Annotated in this window: 15 protein-coding genes; 3 read left to right on the top strand and 12 right to left on the bottom strand. The window is 68.1% G+C overall.

What is annotated here, in order from left to right; all coding sequences use genetic code 11:
- Positions 1-102: 102 nt before the first annotated feature.
- Positions 103-366 carry a glutaredoxin family protein gene (locus ACQEVO_RS33485; RefSeq protein ID WP_432920907.1) on the bottom strand — a complete coding sequence of 88 codons (264 nt, stop codon included), beginning with the start codon at positions 364-366 and terminating at the stop codon, positions 103-105.
- A gap of 104 nt (positions 367-470) precedes the next feature.
- Here ACQEVO_RS33485 and ACQEVO_RS33480 point away from each other — a divergent pair, with 104 nt between their 5' ends.
- Positions 471-1,493 (top strand): HAD family hydrolase, encoded by a 1,023-nt coding sequence (locus ACQEVO_RS33480; RefSeq protein WP_432920904.1) that lies wholly within the window; start codon positions 471-473, stop codon positions 1,491-1,493.
- Between the two features lie 95 nt (positions 1,494-1,588).
- Here the strand turns inward: ACQEVO_RS33480 and ACQEVO_RS33475 are convergent, their stop codons facing one another.
- The 9 genes from ACQEVO_RS33475 to ACQEVO_RS33435 all read right to left on the bottom strand — a co-directional run bounded on the left by ACQEVO_RS33475 (position 1,589) and on the right by ACQEVO_RS33435 (position 10,527).
- Entirely contained in the window at positions 1,589-2,602 is a 1,014-nt protein-coding gene (locus ACQEVO_RS33475) for a lysophospholipid acyltransferase family protein (RefSeq protein ID WP_432920901.1), read from the bottom strand.
- On the bottom strand, positions 2,599-3,672 hold the full coding sequence (locus ACQEVO_RS33470) for an NAD-dependent epimerase/dehydratase family protein (protein WP_432920898.1): 1,074 nt from the start codon (positions 3,670-3,672) through the stop codon (positions 2,599-2,601). The genes ACQEVO_RS33475 and ACQEVO_RS33470 overlap by 4 nt, the downstream gene beginning before the upstream one ends.
- Before the next feature lie 191 nt (positions 3,673-3,863).
- Complete coding sequence (locus ACQEVO_RS33465) at positions 3,864-3,965, bottom strand: 30S ribosomal protein bS22 (protein ID WP_003402602.1); 102 nt, start codon at positions 3,963-3,965, stop codon at positions 3,864-3,866.
- Between the two features lie 203 nt (positions 3,966-4,168).
- Entirely contained in the window at positions 4,169-4,399 is a 231-nt protein-coding gene (locus ACQEVO_RS33460; protein WP_086007797.1) for a helix-turn-helix domain-containing protein, read from the bottom strand.
- A 163-nt stretch (positions 4,400-4,562) separates the two neighbouring features.
- Positions 4,563-5,381: a pyrroline-5-carboxylate reductase gene (gene proC / locus ACQEVO_RS33455; RefSeq protein WP_432920890.1), complete on the bottom strand. Its 819-nt coding sequence runs from the start codon at positions 5,379-5,381 to the stop codon at positions 4,563-4,565.
- Between the two features lie 81 nt (positions 5,382-5,462).
- Positions 5,463-6,365, bottom strand: coding sequence for a thioesterase family protein (locus tag ACQEVO_RS33450; RefSeq protein ID WP_432920887.1), 903 nt, complete (start codon positions 6,363-6,365; stop codon positions 5,463-5,465).
- Positions 6,366-6,953: 588 nt separating this feature from the next.
- Complete coding sequence (locus tag ACQEVO_RS33445) at positions 6,954-7,841, bottom strand: sugar phosphate isomerase/epimerase family protein (protein WP_432920884.1); 888 nt, start codon at positions 7,839-7,841, stop codon at positions 6,954-6,956.
- Between the two features lie 11 nt (positions 7,842-7,852).
- Positions 7,853-9,502: a hypothetical protein gene (locus ACQEVO_RS33440; RefSeq protein ID WP_432920881.1), complete on the bottom strand. Its 1,650-nt coding sequence runs from the start codon at positions 9,500-9,502 to the stop codon at positions 7,853-7,855.
- Positions 9,499-10,527 (bottom strand): hypothetical protein, encoded by a 1,029-nt coding sequence (locus ACQEVO_RS33435; protein WP_432920878.1) that lies wholly within the window; start codon positions 10,525-10,527, stop codon positions 9,499-9,501. The genes ACQEVO_RS33440 and ACQEVO_RS33435 overlap by 4 nt, the downstream gene beginning before the upstream one ends.
- Positions 10,528-10,655: 128 nt before the next feature.
- On the opposite strand from ACQEVO_RS33435, the gene ACQEVO_RS33430 reads away from it, so the two are divergent.
- Both ACQEVO_RS33430 and ACQEVO_RS33425 read left to right on the top strand, forming a co-directional pair.
- Positions 10,656-11,513, top strand: a complete 858-nt coding sequence (locus tag ACQEVO_RS33430) for a hypothetical protein (protein WP_432923291.1) — start codon at positions 10,656-10,658, stop codon at positions 11,511-11,513.
- Between the two features lie 26 nt (positions 11,514-11,539).
- A complete protein-coding gene (locus ACQEVO_RS33425; protein ID WP_432920875.1) occupies positions 11,540-11,959 on the top strand; it encodes a hypothetical protein in 420 nt (139 codons plus the stop codon).
- A 147-nt stretch (positions 11,960-12,106) separates the two neighbouring features.
- Here the strand turns inward: ACQEVO_RS33425 and ACQEVO_RS33420 are convergent, their stop codons facing one another.
- Together ACQEVO_RS33420 and ACQEVO_RS33415 are read right to left on the bottom strand one after the other, a co-directional pair.
- Entirely contained in the window at positions 12,107-12,796 is a 690-nt protein-coding gene (locus ACQEVO_RS33420; RefSeq protein WP_432920872.1) for a response regulator, read from the bottom strand.
- A complete protein-coding gene (locus ACQEVO_RS33415) occupies positions 12,793-14,028 on the bottom strand; it encodes a sensor histidine kinase (protein WP_432920869.1) in 1,236 nt (411 codons plus the stop codon). Before ACQEVO_RS33415 ends, ACQEVO_RS33420 begins: the two co-directional genes overlap by 4 nt.
- Between the last annotated feature and the right edge of the window lie 219 nt (positions 14,029-14,247).

The raw sequence follows: 14,247 nt of genomic DNA, 5'->3' as shown, positions 1-14,247 counted from the left end.
GTCGCGGCCCGGCCTTGTACGATCTGCCGCCGCAATTCCGAGGGGCGAGCCGGGCCCCGAGGGATACGCACTACCCGGAGCCCTCGCCCCTCCGGAATGGATTCAGCGCACCAGGTCGCCGCGCAAGCGGGTCTCGTCCACGTCGAAATAGCTGTGTTCGCGGCCGTCGAGCAGGACCACAGGTAGCCGGTCCCCGTATTCCGCGCGCAGTCCGGGATCGGTGGCGGCGGCCACATCCACATCCACGACACCGGGCGTGAGCCCGAATTCCGCGCAGATCGTGCGCAGCTGGTCCAGTGCCCGATCACACAGCGCACAGCCCGCGCGGGTCAGCAGAGTCACTTCATGGGTCCTCGGGTCGGTCATGACGCTATTCAACCCGCCACCGAGCCCTACCCGCCGGTGCGGTGCGTCCGGAGCGCAGGTCCGGTTAGTGTGGACGTGATTCGCGCGAACAGGCGGAGGTGCTGGTGCCGGAACGATCGAAGGTGGGGAAATCCGGGTTCATCGCGGGCCGGTTCGGGGAACTTCCGGTCCGCTGGAATCTGGGGCCGCTCGGGCAGGGCCTTACCGAGCAGCTGGCGCGTATCTCGCGGAGCCCGTTCGGGCCCAGCGAGGAGGAGGTCCGCGCCAACGTCGCCGGTGAGGCCAGCGCCGATGCCGCCCTGGCGTTGCAGGACGCCGAACGCGCCGGTGCGGGCGATACCGGCGCCCCCGAGGTCCCCCGCGACCTCACCGCCGCGGCGTTCTTCGATGTGGACAACACGATGGTGCAGGGCGCCTCGATCGTGCATTTCGCGCGCGGCCTGGCGGCGCGCAAATATTTCCGCAGCGCCGATCTGATGGATATCGCGTGGAAGCAGGTGAAGTTCCGGGTCACCGGCAAAGAGAACAGCACCGATATGGCCACCGGTAAAGAAAAAGCGCTCGAATTCATTGCCGGACGCTCCACCGCCGAATTGGCGGCGCTGGGCGAGGAAATCTACGACGAGATCATCGCCGACAAGATCTGGCCCGGCACCCGCGCCTTGGCGCAGATGCATCTGGATGCGGGACAACAGGTTTGGCTGGTCACCGCGACCCCGGTCGAACTCGCCCAGGTGATCGCCAAACGCCTCGGTTTGACGGGCGCCCTCGGCACGGTCGCGGAAAGTGTCGACGGAAAATTCACCGGCCGCCTGGTCGGCGATATTCTGCACGGCCTCGGTAAAGCACATGCCGTCCGCGCGCTCGCCATCCGCGAGGGCCTCAACCTGAAACGCTGCACGGCCTACTCCGACAGCCACAACGATGTGCCGATGCTCTCGCTCACCGGCACCGCGGTCGCCATCAACCCGGATTCGGACCTGCGTGAGGTCGCCAAGGCCCGCGGCTGGGAGATCCGCGATTTCCGCACCGGCCGCAAGGCCGCCAAGATCGGAGTCCCCACCGCCCTGGCCCTGGGAGCAGCCGGCGGCGCGGTCGCTGCGGCGGTAACCCGCAGAAAGAAGTAGTTGTCCACCGTCCCCTGAACGCGACCAGCGGCCGCGCGGAGTTCGGCGAGGCACCTGTGGGTTCGGCCCGCGCGCCTCCGCGGGCCGAACCACAACTAGCCCATGAAGGTGTTGCGACGCTTGATGAGGAGCTTGTACAGGGTCTGCTGGATGGTTTCGCGGACCTGGTCGGTGACCTCGAACATGAGCATCGGGTCGTCGGCGTCCTCGGTCTCGTATTCGGTGGTGCTGATGGGCGTGCCGAATTCGATGTACCACTTGGAGGGCAGCGGAAGGGCGCCCAGCGGGCCCAGATGCGGGAACGTCGGGGTCACCGGGAAGTACGGCAGGCCGAGCAGGCGGGCCAGCGGCTTGATATCGGCGAGCTTCGGATAGATCTCCTCGGACCCGACGATGGAGCACGGAATGATCGGCACACCCGTTCGCACCGCGGCGGCGACGAACCCGCCCCGGCCGAAACGCTGCAGTTTGTAGCGGTCGGCGTACTGCTTGCCGACGCCCTTGAAACCCTCCGGGAAGACGCCGGTGATCTCGCCGGACCGCAGCAGGCGTTCGGCGTCGGGACGGCAGGCCAGGGTGTGGCCCGCCTTCCGGGCAAGCGAACCCACCATCGGCATCTCGAAGACCAGATCGGCCGCCAGCAGCCGCAGGGCCCGTTGTTTCGGGTGATGGTCGTGTACCGCGAGCTGCAGCATGAGCCCGTCGAGCGGGATGGTGCCGGCGTGGTTGGCCACGATCAGCGCGCCACCTGCCTCCGGAATGTTCTCCATTCCGTTCACCTGCACCCGGAACCAGTTCTCGGCGAGCGGCCGCAGCGCGGGCAGCAGCACCGATTCGAGCAGATGCTCGTCGAAACCGAATTCGTCGACCTGGTAATCGCCGGTGAGCCGGCGACGGGCGAATTCGGCGGTGCGCCCGATCTGCTTGCCGACGGCGTCGCGCACCAGATCGACCGGTGAACGCGGCGCCGACGGAGCGGGCGGGGTCAGCCGGTCGGTCAGTGAGGTCACCGACCGGACCTCGGAACCGGTCCAGTCCCGGCCGGCGGCGCGTGGCCGCGGCTCGGTGGAAAGATCTTGCAGCCGGATAACTTTGGCGACGTCGTTCATGTATGTGCTCCCGTACCGGCCCTCAGCAGGCCGAGCAGTTTGTTTTCTGCGGCGTCGATCCATGCTGGATCGACTACGGGCCGCAACGCTGCGCCCCCGGTGAAGTCGTCGAACGCCTGTACCGTCGTCCAGCGCGGCTCGAAACCGAGCTCGGCGCGCATACGCGTCGTGTCCAGACCACAACCGAAAAGGAAGTAATCGAGCTGTTCGGAACTGAAATCACGCATCACCGGGCCCATCAGGGTCCGGCCGACGGTGCGGAACACCGACCACGGTACCGGCACCGCGACCCGGCCCGCACGGCGTACCGCCTGAGAAAGTGCCAAGGCTCCGTCACCGGCCACGTTGTATGTGCCCCCGGGCCCGGCCTGGGTGGCATGGACGAGGGCGGCAACGGCGTCCTCCTCGTGCAGGAACTGCATCCGCGCGTCGCGGCCGAGCACGGTGGGCGTGATCGGCGAACGCAGTAACTGCGCGGCCCGCCCGCCGAGGCCGGGCCCGACGATCGGCGCCAGGCGCAAGGTGATGGCGGTGATATCCGGACGACGCCGGGCCAGGCCGCGGACGAATCCTTCGACCTCGATCATATCGCGCGCGAACCAGCCGCCCGGCGGGGTGCGCGCGCTCATTTCCTCGGTGAATTTGGCGGGATCCTTGGCACTGCCCCCGTATACCCCGGAACTCGAGCGCAACACCACCCGGCGCACGGTCGGCGATTTCTGGCAGACCGCGAACAACTGCATCGCGCCGAGCACATTCATATCTTTCATCGCCGCCCGGCCACCGCCCGAAGGCGGTTGCGACAAAATAGCGGTATGTACCACGGTATCGACCCGATACCGTTCGATGACTTTGCGGATCAACGGGTTGCGAATATCGGCGCGCACGAATTCGGCGCGGCCCATTCGGCGGCGCAGCGGCGGACTCGGGGTCAGTACATCGACTGCGACAACGCGTTCGATATCGGGATCGGCGACCAGCCGGCACACCACATTCCCGCCGAAGTAGCGGCTGGCACCCGTCACCAGCACCACCTTCGGCTTGTAGCCGCCGTTCGTGTCAGTGTCCACCTGCACCGGACCGTCCCACCTCGAGCATCGGACCCCCGCTCACTGTGTTCCCTGTACCAGGGTAACGGCCATCACCGTGGCCGCCGCCGTCCTTAACAGGGATCTAACCCCAACTTCAGTTGAACGAAACGCAACGAAAAACCCGCCACCGAATGGTAGCGGGTTTTCGCTGTATCGATGCGCGCTCGCGCTTACTTGCCGAGTTTGCGCCGCTGCACGCGGGTGCGACGAAGCAGCTTGCGGTGCTTCTTCTTCGACATGCGCTTGCGGCGCTTCTTGATCACAGAACCCATAGGGTGTCCTCGCGTTCTCTCCTCGGCGCGTCACGCGCTCGCTTACGTCAACTATCCGGCCGTACGCCCGGTTGCTCGCGGCTGAACACTCAGCCCTGGAGGCGGCGGCCGGGTACGGCCACCCGAGGGCAGGCCGGCGGCCGCCGATCCAACACAGCGAGGGTTGATGTTACCGGCCCGGCGAACCGGGCCGGTAACCGCCTTCATCCGGCGTCGAAGTAGGACGTTTCCAGATATTCGTGCACCGCCTTGGCGTGCACACGGAACGATCTGCCGACGCGGACCGCCGGTAACTCGCCCGAATGCACCAGCCGGTACACCGTCATCTTCGATACTCGCATCAGATCTGCCACCTCGGCGACGGTGAGAAACTGCGTCCCACCACCGAGTATTGATTGTCCTGGCGACGAACCACCGCCGCCACCAGCGGACATCTTGTTAGAAGACATCATCGCACCACTGACCTCCGGCACGTCCGCGCCGCCGGCTTCCCCACCGGCGGAACAGACACGCACGTGCTCCTTGAAGCTTAGCGGGACCAGTGGGATTACTGCGACGGGAGTGAGAAAACAGGTTCATACGCTGGGAATCCTCCGGTCATTCCGAAGACGCGCCCTGTTCCGCCGAACGCTGCTTGGCCGCGTGTAGCGCCTCCAGGAAAGCCGACCGCAACCCCGACCGTTCGAGCTCGCGCAGCGCCGCCGCGGTGGTCCCGGCCGGTGAGGTGACCGCCGCTCGCAGGTCCACGGCGCTCTGCCCCGACTCGGCCAGCATGGCCGCCGACCCGAGCATGGTCTGGTTGACCAGCTGGGTGGCGATATCGCGGGTGAGCCCCAGTCCGACCCCGGCCTCGATCATGGCCTCCACGACGAGGAAGAAGTAGGCGGGGCCGGAACCGGATACCGCGGTCACCGCGTCCATCTGCCCTTCGGGCACCACACAGACCCGGCCCACCGTGCTCAGTAGTTCGGTCACCAGATCGAGCTGCTCGCGCTTGGCGTACCGGCCCGCGGCGAGCACGCTCATCCCCTCGCCCACCAGCATCGGGGTATTCGGCATCACCCGCACCACCGGGAACCCCGCGGGGAGTTTGCCCTCCAGACGGGCGGTGGGCACCCCAGCGGCCAGCGAGACCAAGACCTGATCCCGGTCACCCCCGAGATCCGCTTTACCCAGCTCGGTGAGCACCGCGTCCACATCCATCGGCTTGACCGCGACCACCAGCAGATCCGCCCCCACCGCGGCGTCGGAGATCGTATCGGTGACCCGCACCCCGAACCGCCCCGCGATCAGTTCCGCTCGATCGGCGTGTGTTTCGACGACGACCAGGTCTTTGACGGCGCGCCCCGCCTCCAGCAGGCCGGCGATCAATGCCTCGCCGATCCGGCCGCCACCGATAACCGCAATACGTGTCATGAGTTCATTGTCTACGCCACCGTCCTCGGCGGCGCGGTACGGGGTTGGCCCACGCAGCTCCCCGCGCGGAACACGGTCCGCTCAGCGTTTGGGTGAGGGCAGGAGGGCCAGTTGGCGGCTCTGGGCCACCAGGGCGCCGGTGGAGTCGACGACTATCTGGTCGGAGTCGAACATGCCGCCGCCCACCTCGTGGGTGGTGGCGATGATCCGCAGCCAGCCCGGGGCCGGACGGCGGCGCAGGTAGGTCGTCATCTGGACTGTGGGAGACCAGCCGAAGTAGCCCAGGTTGGTGGGCACCGGCGGGCACATATCGGCGGCCATCATCGCGATATAGGACGCCACCTCCGGGTCGGCCTGATCCTGTGGGCGCGGGCGCAGCCACATCCGCAGGCGGGGTTCGCCGACCTCGTTATCGATGAAACGCGCCCATGCACGATCCAGGAAGGCGTCCATGCCGCGGGCCACGTGCACGATCCGGCCCATCGACGAACCCGGTTCGTAGCCGATGGCGTCCGCGGCCGGTTCGACGGGCAGATCGGTGAGCGCGGGGGCGTGCAGCGGTTCCCGGTCCGGGCCGTCGAGGTGCCCGAACGTGAACGCGGTCCGCACCAGCGGCCGGCCGCGCTGGATCAGGGTCACATCCACCAGGCAGATCTGCCGGCCCACCTTGCGGATGGAGACCTCGTAGGTGACCTCGCCCGGCTCCGGGGCGCCGAGGAAGTCGGTGCTCCCCGACAGCGGCGCCATAGCGGACCGATCCGGTTCCACGGTGCGCAGCCAGCGTGTCGCGGCCGCGGCGGACCCCGCGACCATCGTGCCACCGTGCACCTTCGGCCCGATGGTCCAGATCTCGTCGATGATGCCGCGATAACGGCCGGCACCCGGTTCGTCGGCAGCGAGTTCGGTCAGCACACAGACCCGGCTGAACGGCGCCTCCGCACGCACCACGTCTAGCTCGGTGGCAGGCTCCGTCTCCGTCGTCATCACTACTCCTGTGCTTTCCGGCGCACCGCCGGCCAGCGGGCAACGCCACGTTCCTGGGGGACCAGCCTACGGGTGACCCCCGAGGTTGCGTGAAAGGAGGACCTGTCCGCCTCCTTTCACGGTTGCCCAGACCTGACTTGCCCAGCGACGGCACGGCGTCCGGCGTGGGCCCGAGTGCTCCCATGAACCCCGAAACCGAAGATCCCGGCGTCGGCGCCGAGATGCCCACGGTGCCCTCGCGGTTCTCATAACCCAAGATCGAACGCAACCACAGCGGCGCCGAGTCCTACAAAGCCCTCAGAGGTTCACATAACCCCGAAACCGAACGCAACCACGGCGGCGCCAAGCCTTACAAGGCCCTCAGAGGTTCACATAATTCCGAAATCGAAACGCAACCACGGCGGTGCCGAGTCTTACGAGGCCCTTGGAGGTTTTGGCCCGTCCCTGCTGTCAGTGCTCGATGCGATGCGGCGCAGCCGCGAGTGTCGAGTGCTGACAGCAGGGACCAAGGGGGCCAAAACCCGCGGCGCCGCAGGCGGCGCCAAAAAACACAGCGGCCAAAACCCGTGCCGCCGGAGGCGGCACCAATTAACAGAGCTTGAGGTGGGTGCGGGCGAAATCGAGGGTTTTGGCGAGCATGGCCGCGCGGGACGCGGTGGTGCGGGCTTCTTGAGTGTTGATCTCGGCGACCGCGTGGCCGGTGAAACCGTTGCCGGCGAGCGCGGCGCAGACCTGGGCGCACGGCTGGGTGCCCTCGCCCGGGATCAAATGCTCGTCGTGTGCGGCGCCGCGGCCGTCGGCCAGGTGCAGGTGTACCAGGCCCGCGCCCATACGGTCGGCCAGCGCCAGCGCGTCGGTGCCCGCGGTGGCGGTATGGGAGAGGTCGAGCGTGTAGTGCTGAAAGCCGGTGTCGGTGGGGTCGTAGGTGGGGCTGAACGCCGTCAGGGACAGCCCCGGGCCGCCGCGGCGTTCCAGGCGCCGGATATCGCCGGAGCGGCGGCCGAAGAATTTGTCGGCGCGCATCGGGAACATGTTCTCCACGGCCACCGCCACCGAGCTCCGCTGTTCCAGCTCCGCGACCTGTTCGGCGAACCCCTCGGCGTAGCGCCGTTGCCAGCGGAACGGCGGGTGCACGACAACGGTGTCCGCGCCGAGTGTTTCCGCGCTGCGCACGCTGCGGGCGAGTTTGGCCACCGGGTCGGCACCCCAGACCCGCTGGGAGATCAGCAGGCACGGCGCGTGTACCGCGAGGACCGGTACCGAGTATTTACGGGCGTAACGGCGCACCGTATCGATGTTCTGGCTGGCCGGCTCGGCCCACACCATCAATTCGACACCGTCGTAACCCAGTTCGGCCGCATACCGGAAGGCGGCTTCGGTGTTCTGCGGATATACCGAGGCGGTGGAGAGACCGACCTTGATTCCGCGAGTGCGCCCACCGCCGGGCGATCCGGCCGCGGGAGAGTTGCCTGTCATCGCCGCCTCGTTCAGCCCGCACTGAGTAGGAATGCCAGCGGCCCCAATGTGACGAACACACCGACGACCACGGCGATCACGGTACTGAGAATATCGTCGGTGCGCCGCAGTATCCGCACCAGCGCCACGAGACCGAGGATCACCACGACGGCGAGCGCGAGCGCGGCCAGCGGTTGCAGCGCCCACAGCTGTTCGAAACCCTTGAACGCCAGCATTCCGGCGAGGGCGGCGCCGACGCTCTGGGCGCCCAGCATCATCCACTGTTTGCGCGGATCCACCACGTCTTCGCTGTCCCGTTTCCGGGATCCGGCGGCCCGGGATCGGACCGCGGTGAACTTTTCGGTCGCCGCGCCGAGCCGGCCGGTGAGCGCCGAACGGGCACGGCTGCTCCGGGGTTCGGCGTCCTCGTCGTCGTCCGGGACGGCGTAGATATCGGAATCCGGTTCGAAATCGCCTGTGTCGGTGCCGTGCTCGCGCGGTAGCGGACCGGGCACCGGAGGCATGGGGCCGTGTACGTCCGTGGCGTACATATCGGTGTTGCGGAAACCGTCGTCCGGTGCGTGCTCGGGGTGCGGCTCGGCGTAGCCCGGGTCCGGCTTCCCGGCCGAGTGACCGTTGCGGAACCCGCGGGCCACGCCGCGGTCACTGTGCTCGGGCGGTGGAGCTTCGAGATCGGGTGTGCCGGGCCCGAATCCCTGGCTCTGCTCCGCCAGGGACCACACGGAGGTGGCCTGTTCCGCGTTCGCCTGTCCGCCGGCCGGTTCCGGCCACGGCGCGGGATCGGGAAGCGGACGGGCACCGCGACGCCGGCGTTCCAGCGCGGGTCGCGGATCGCCGGTGGGCGCGGGAGCCGGCCACGCCTCGGTGGCGGGTGTCGAGGCCGGCCACGCCTCGGTGGCAGGTGCCGGCGGACCCAGCCGCGGCGGCCCGGCCTCCGGGCCGGACCGTGGTGGACCCATGTCCGGACGCCCGAACTCCGGGCCGCCGAACTCGGGCGGCGCGGGCGGTGGCGGCGCGGGGAACGGCGCCGGAAAGGCGCCGGGTCGGGGTGGTAGGTCGTAGCCCGGGTGCGACTCCTCCACGGGTTCGGCCGTCTCGGCGGCCGCGGCTTCGGCCGCCCGCCGGCGCGCGGCCCGGCCACCGCTGGGCAGCGGCGGTCCGGTTTCCCAGGGTTGGCTCGCCGAATCGGTTCCGGGGTAACCCTCGTCATCGTCGTCCGGATCGGCGCGGCGGCGCCGGCCACGCCGCGGTGCGCTGTCCTCGGCCGGGAACGACGCCGGGGCGTAGGGGTCCGGGTCGGCCGGGCGCTCCTGGGACGTATCACCCGGGTACGGAGCCAATGGGTTGTACACCGTGATCGGCCCGGACATCGGCGAATGACTCGGCTCGGCCGAATATTCTTGCCCCGCATAGTTTTGCGGGGCGTAACCGGTGTCGGCGACCGCGGGCGCGTGGTCCGCGGGATTGCCGGCCGGTTCCTCGGCCTCGTCGGGCGCCGCGTGCGCCGAGCCGCCCTCGACGGCCGGTAGATCGCCGGTCAGCTCGTTGACCGAAACCCCGCGCCCGCCGCGCCGTCTGCGCCCACCGCCGCCGGACGACGGCTGCTGCCCGTTACGGGCCAGTAGTTCGGCCACCGACAGCTGATTGGAGTTCCTGCTCATGAAGGCACCGTTTCGACCGGGCCCGCCGACGCACCGCTGCCGGGCGCCACACCGTTACCGGTTGCCGCGTTCGGAGCGTTCGTTGTCAGTGGTCCACCATCCATATCGGTATCCAGTTTGCGCAGGATCAGCCCTTCGCGCAGCGCCCATGGACAAATTTCCAGCGTATCGAGGGAAAGCGCGCGCATCGCGGCCTCGGCGACCAGCGCCCCGGCGACCAATTGCTGCGATCGCTCGGCGCTGACCCCTTCCAGTTCCGCGCGGTCGGCGGCGGTCATCCGGGAGATGAACGCGATCAGTTGCCGCAGGCCCGAACTCGTCAGCGTCCGCCGCACCCGCGGCCCCGCCCCGGAGGGGGCCGCGCCGGTCAGCCGGGCGAGCGACCGGAACGTTTTGGAAGTACCCACCGCCAGATCGGGTTTCCCGGCCTCGGTGAGCTGTTTGGCCGGGTCGACCAGTTCGGCGGTCAGCCAGTCGCGCAGGATGCCGATTCGGCGCTTGCTCGGCGGATCCTCGGGCAGCCATTTGCGGGTCAACCGGCCGGCGCCCAGCTGTAGCGACAGCGCGACATCGGGTTCCTCGTCGACCCCGCAACTCACCTCGAGCGATCCGCCGCCGATATCGAGGTTGATGATCCGGCCCGCGCTCCAGCCGTACCAGCGGCGGACGGCCAGGAAGGTCAGTCGCGCCTCGTCCGGTCCGGACAGCACCCGCAGCTCCACGCCGGCTTCCGCACGCACCCGCGCCAGTACCTCGTCGGAATTGGTCGCCTCGCGCACCGCCGAGGTGGCGAACGCCATGAGTTCGGCGCAGCCCGAGGCCGCCGCCAGATTGGCCAGATCGGCCACCGTATCGACGAGTTTCTGGGCCCCCTCGGCCGTGATCCGGCCGTCGTCGTCCATGCTCTCCGAGAGCCGTAACGACTCTTTCGTGGAGCTCATCGGCATCGGATGACCACCCCTGTGTGCGTCCACCACCAGTAGGTGAACGGTGTTGCTGCCGACATCGAGGACACCTAGACGCACACGAACACGGTACTTGGTCCACCTGAACAGCAATCGACCTGGTCGTGGTGTTAGCGTTAGGGGTTGTGACGTCTGGCGCAGCCACGAACGACTCCGCACCCGCTCCGACCGATCTTCCGATGCCGAAGATGCGGCCGAGCCAGGAAGTGCCGCTCGACTTCCCCCGGGAGTGGCTGGAGTTCGTGGATCCGGCCGATGACGAGCATCTGATCGCGGCCGATCTCACCTGGCTGCTCTCCCATTGGACCTGCGTTTTCGGCACCCCCGCGTGCCAGGGCATCCTCGCCGAACAACCGGATGCCGGCTGCTGCACGCACGGCGCGTTCCTCTCCGACGACGACGATCGCAAACGCCTGCGCAAGGCGGTGAAAATGCTGACCGCCGAGGACTGGCAGCTGATGGATGTGGCGCGCGACGACAAGGGCAAGATCAGCCGGAAGACCTATCTGGAAACCGACGATCTCGACGACGAGCCCGCCGAACGCACCCGCCGCTACAACGATGCCTGCATCTTCCTGAACCGGCCGGATTTCCCGGGTGGTGCCGGATGCGCTCTGCACATCATGGCCGTGCGCCGGGGCCTGGAACCGCATACGGTCAAACCCGACGTCTGCTGGCAGCTGCCGATCCGCCGCACCCAGGAGTACGTGACCAGGCCGGACGGCGTGGAGATCCTGCGAACGGTGATCACCGAATACGATCGGCGCGGCTGGGGCCCCGGCGGTATCGACCTCGACTGGTACTGCTCCGGCTCGCCCGATGCGCATATCGGCGAGCGCCCCGTGTGGCAGGCCTATCGTGCCGAACTCATCGAACTGCTCGGCGAACCCGCCTACCGGGAACTGGAACGACAGCTGCGCCGCCGCGAGGGCACGCAGATCGCCGCGGAACACCCCGCGACCACCCGGGCACGTCGCAAAGCCCAGGCGCGTCAGAACGGGTTTCCCGCCAAACCCGATAAAATTCTGGGACTCGAGCTGCGATAGATCCCACCCTCACCGGAGGCCGCGCCATGCGACTGCGCAGGACTCGCCGCACCTCTTCGCACAACCGGACCAACCGGACCGCGATACCGCCGGTCCGCACCCGGCCGCTCGCTCTGCGTTTCGGCGCCGCCGGTGCCGCCGCCCTCGCCGCGGTCATGATCACCGCGGCGGCGCCGTGGGCGAACGCCCAGCCGGCCGCGGACCCGCATCAGTTCTCCGACCACACCGCCGACTTCGTACCGCTCGGCGCACCGAACGCACTCGCCGCCCGGGATTCGGGTAAACAGCTCGTACTCAGCCCGCACGGCACCGGGCGCAGTATCGTCTGCCGCGGCAACGGGACCACCGTGCCCCGCTACGACTGCAGCCAGGAAGACGGCCTCGGCTGGGCGCCCCTGCACCGCACCGATACACCCGTCGGCGAAGTCTGGATCTACTTCCCCTGAGCTCTGCCCATTCTGCCCGAGCGCGGGGCCCTACGTGGTGACGCTCCGCTACCGCCTCCGGGCCTGACGCGCTCAGGCTGTGTCCATTGCGCCCGAGCACGGGCCCTACGTGGTGACGCTCCGCTACCGCCTCCGGGCCTGACGCGCTCAGGCTTCGAGTTTGTACCCCAGGCCGCGCACGGTGACCAGGTGCTCGGGGCGGGCCGGATCGGCCTCGATCTTCGAGCGCAGCCGTTTGACGTGCACATCGAGGGTTTTGGTATCGCCGACGTAGTCGGCGCCCCATACCCGGTCGATCAACTGGCCGCGGGTGAGTACGCGGCCGGAATTGCGGAGCAGGTATTCGAGCAGATCGAATTCCTTCAGCGGCAGCGTCACCGGGTTGCCGTTCACCAGCACGGTGTGCCGGTCCACATCCATCCGCACCGGGCCGGCCTCGAGGACACCGTTCTCGCTGCCGGAATCCAGTTCGTCGCCGGCGCCGCGGCGCAGCACCGCCCGGATCCGGGCGATCAGTTCGCGGGCCGAATACGGTTTGGTGACGTAGTCGTCGGCGCCCAGTTCCAGGCCGACCACCTTGTCGATCTCGCTGTCGCGCGCGGTGACCATGATCACCGGAACCCCGCTGCGGGTGCGCAGCTGCTTACAGACGTCGGTACCGCTCATCCCGGGCAGCATGAGGTCCAGCAGCACGATATCGGCGCCGGCGCGGTCGAACTCGGCGAGCGCCGAGGGGCCGTCGCCGACGACCGTGACCTCGAAACCTTCCTTGCGCAGCAAGAAGGCGAGCGGATCGGCCAGCGACTCTTCATCCTCGACGATCAACACACTCGTCATCTGCGTGCCTCCACACCATTCGATCGGCCCGTGCCGTTCGGCCGCGGGCTGGGTTCTCTCTTCGTCAACGCGGGCAGACCGGCGGCACCGTTACCGTCGGCCTCCTGGTGCGCGGGTATGCGCAGGGTGAATGTCGAGCCGGTGCCCAATTTGCTCCACAGGGTTATCTCACCGTTGTGGTTGGCGGCCACATGTTTCACGATAGCCAGGCCGAGGCCGGTTCCGCCGGTGGCGCGGGAACGCGCCTTATCGGACCGGAAGAACCGTTCGAACACGCGTTCCTGGTCTTCCTTGGCGATACCGATGCCCCGGTCGGTGACGGCCATCGCGACGTAGTTGCCGCGGATGGAGCGGCTCACCGAGACATGTGAGCCCCGCGGCGAGTAGGCGATGGCGTTCTCCACCAGATTCGACAGTGCGGTGATCAGCAGGGTTTCGTCGCCGCGCACCTCGAGTCCGCTGGGCCGGTCGGTGCTGACCGTGATCCCGGCGGCTTCGGCGGCGGTGCGGGACCGGTCCACGGCCTGGTTGACCACGGTGTCGACGTCCACGACCTCGAGTTCGGGCAGTTTCTCCGCACCTTGCAGCCGCGACAGCGCGATCAGCTCGGTGACCATCTTCCCGAGACGGCTGGATTCGGCCAGGACACGTTGACCGAAATGCCGGACCGCTTCCGGATCCTCGACGGATTCCAGCAGCGCCTCGGCCAGCAGGCTCATCGCACCGACCGGGGTCTTGAGCTCGTGGCTGACATTGGCGACGAAATCGCGGCGGGTCGCTTCCATCCGAGCCTGCTCGGAATCGTCGTCGGCGAACAGGACCGTGAAACTGGTCTCCTCGGGCGAGAGCGGCCGGGCCAGACCCCGGACGGCGATCCGCCCCCGGCCGGGTGTGGGCTTTTCCGCGGTGAGGTCGAATTCCGCCGATTCGCCGGTGGCCAGGACCTTCTCCACCGCTTCCCACGCGCGTTCGTCGAGCAGCCGGTTGCGCACCAGGCCGAGTTCCTCGGCGCGCGGGTTCACCAATACGACATCGCGATATTCGTCCACCACGGCGATACCGCTTTCCGAGGCGAGCACGATCAGGTCGAGAACCTGGGACATGGTCAGACCGGAATCGGCCTGCCGCCGCTGGGCCGTCCTGGCGTTCACATAGGGGATCACCAGTCCGCCGACGGCCAGTCCGACGACAGCCGCCAGGACTGCCAGCAGTACGGCCTGGGGAACGCTCACATCAAGAATCGTACGGTCGACAACGCGTAAACAAACCCGGGGTCGGCGAAGTTTCATGCAGGTCACGGGCGATTCCGGCGGTGTTTGCCCGTCGTTTACGCATTGTTCGGCAGTGGCCGGGTTTCGAATCGGCCCGGGCGTGTTCACCTCCCCGAAGACGCCGAACCCCGTTGCGTCTGGGACACAACGGGGTTCGCGTCGGCCGCCCATCCGGGGCGG

Origin of the sequence: Nocardia sp. CA-290969 (genome assembly GCF_050936135.1) — a bacterium.
Classification (GTDB): Bacteria; Actinomycetota; Actinomycetes; order Mycobacteriales; family Mycobacteriaceae; genus Nocardia.
This window is presented reverse-complemented; position numbering and strand designations above follow the sequence as displayed.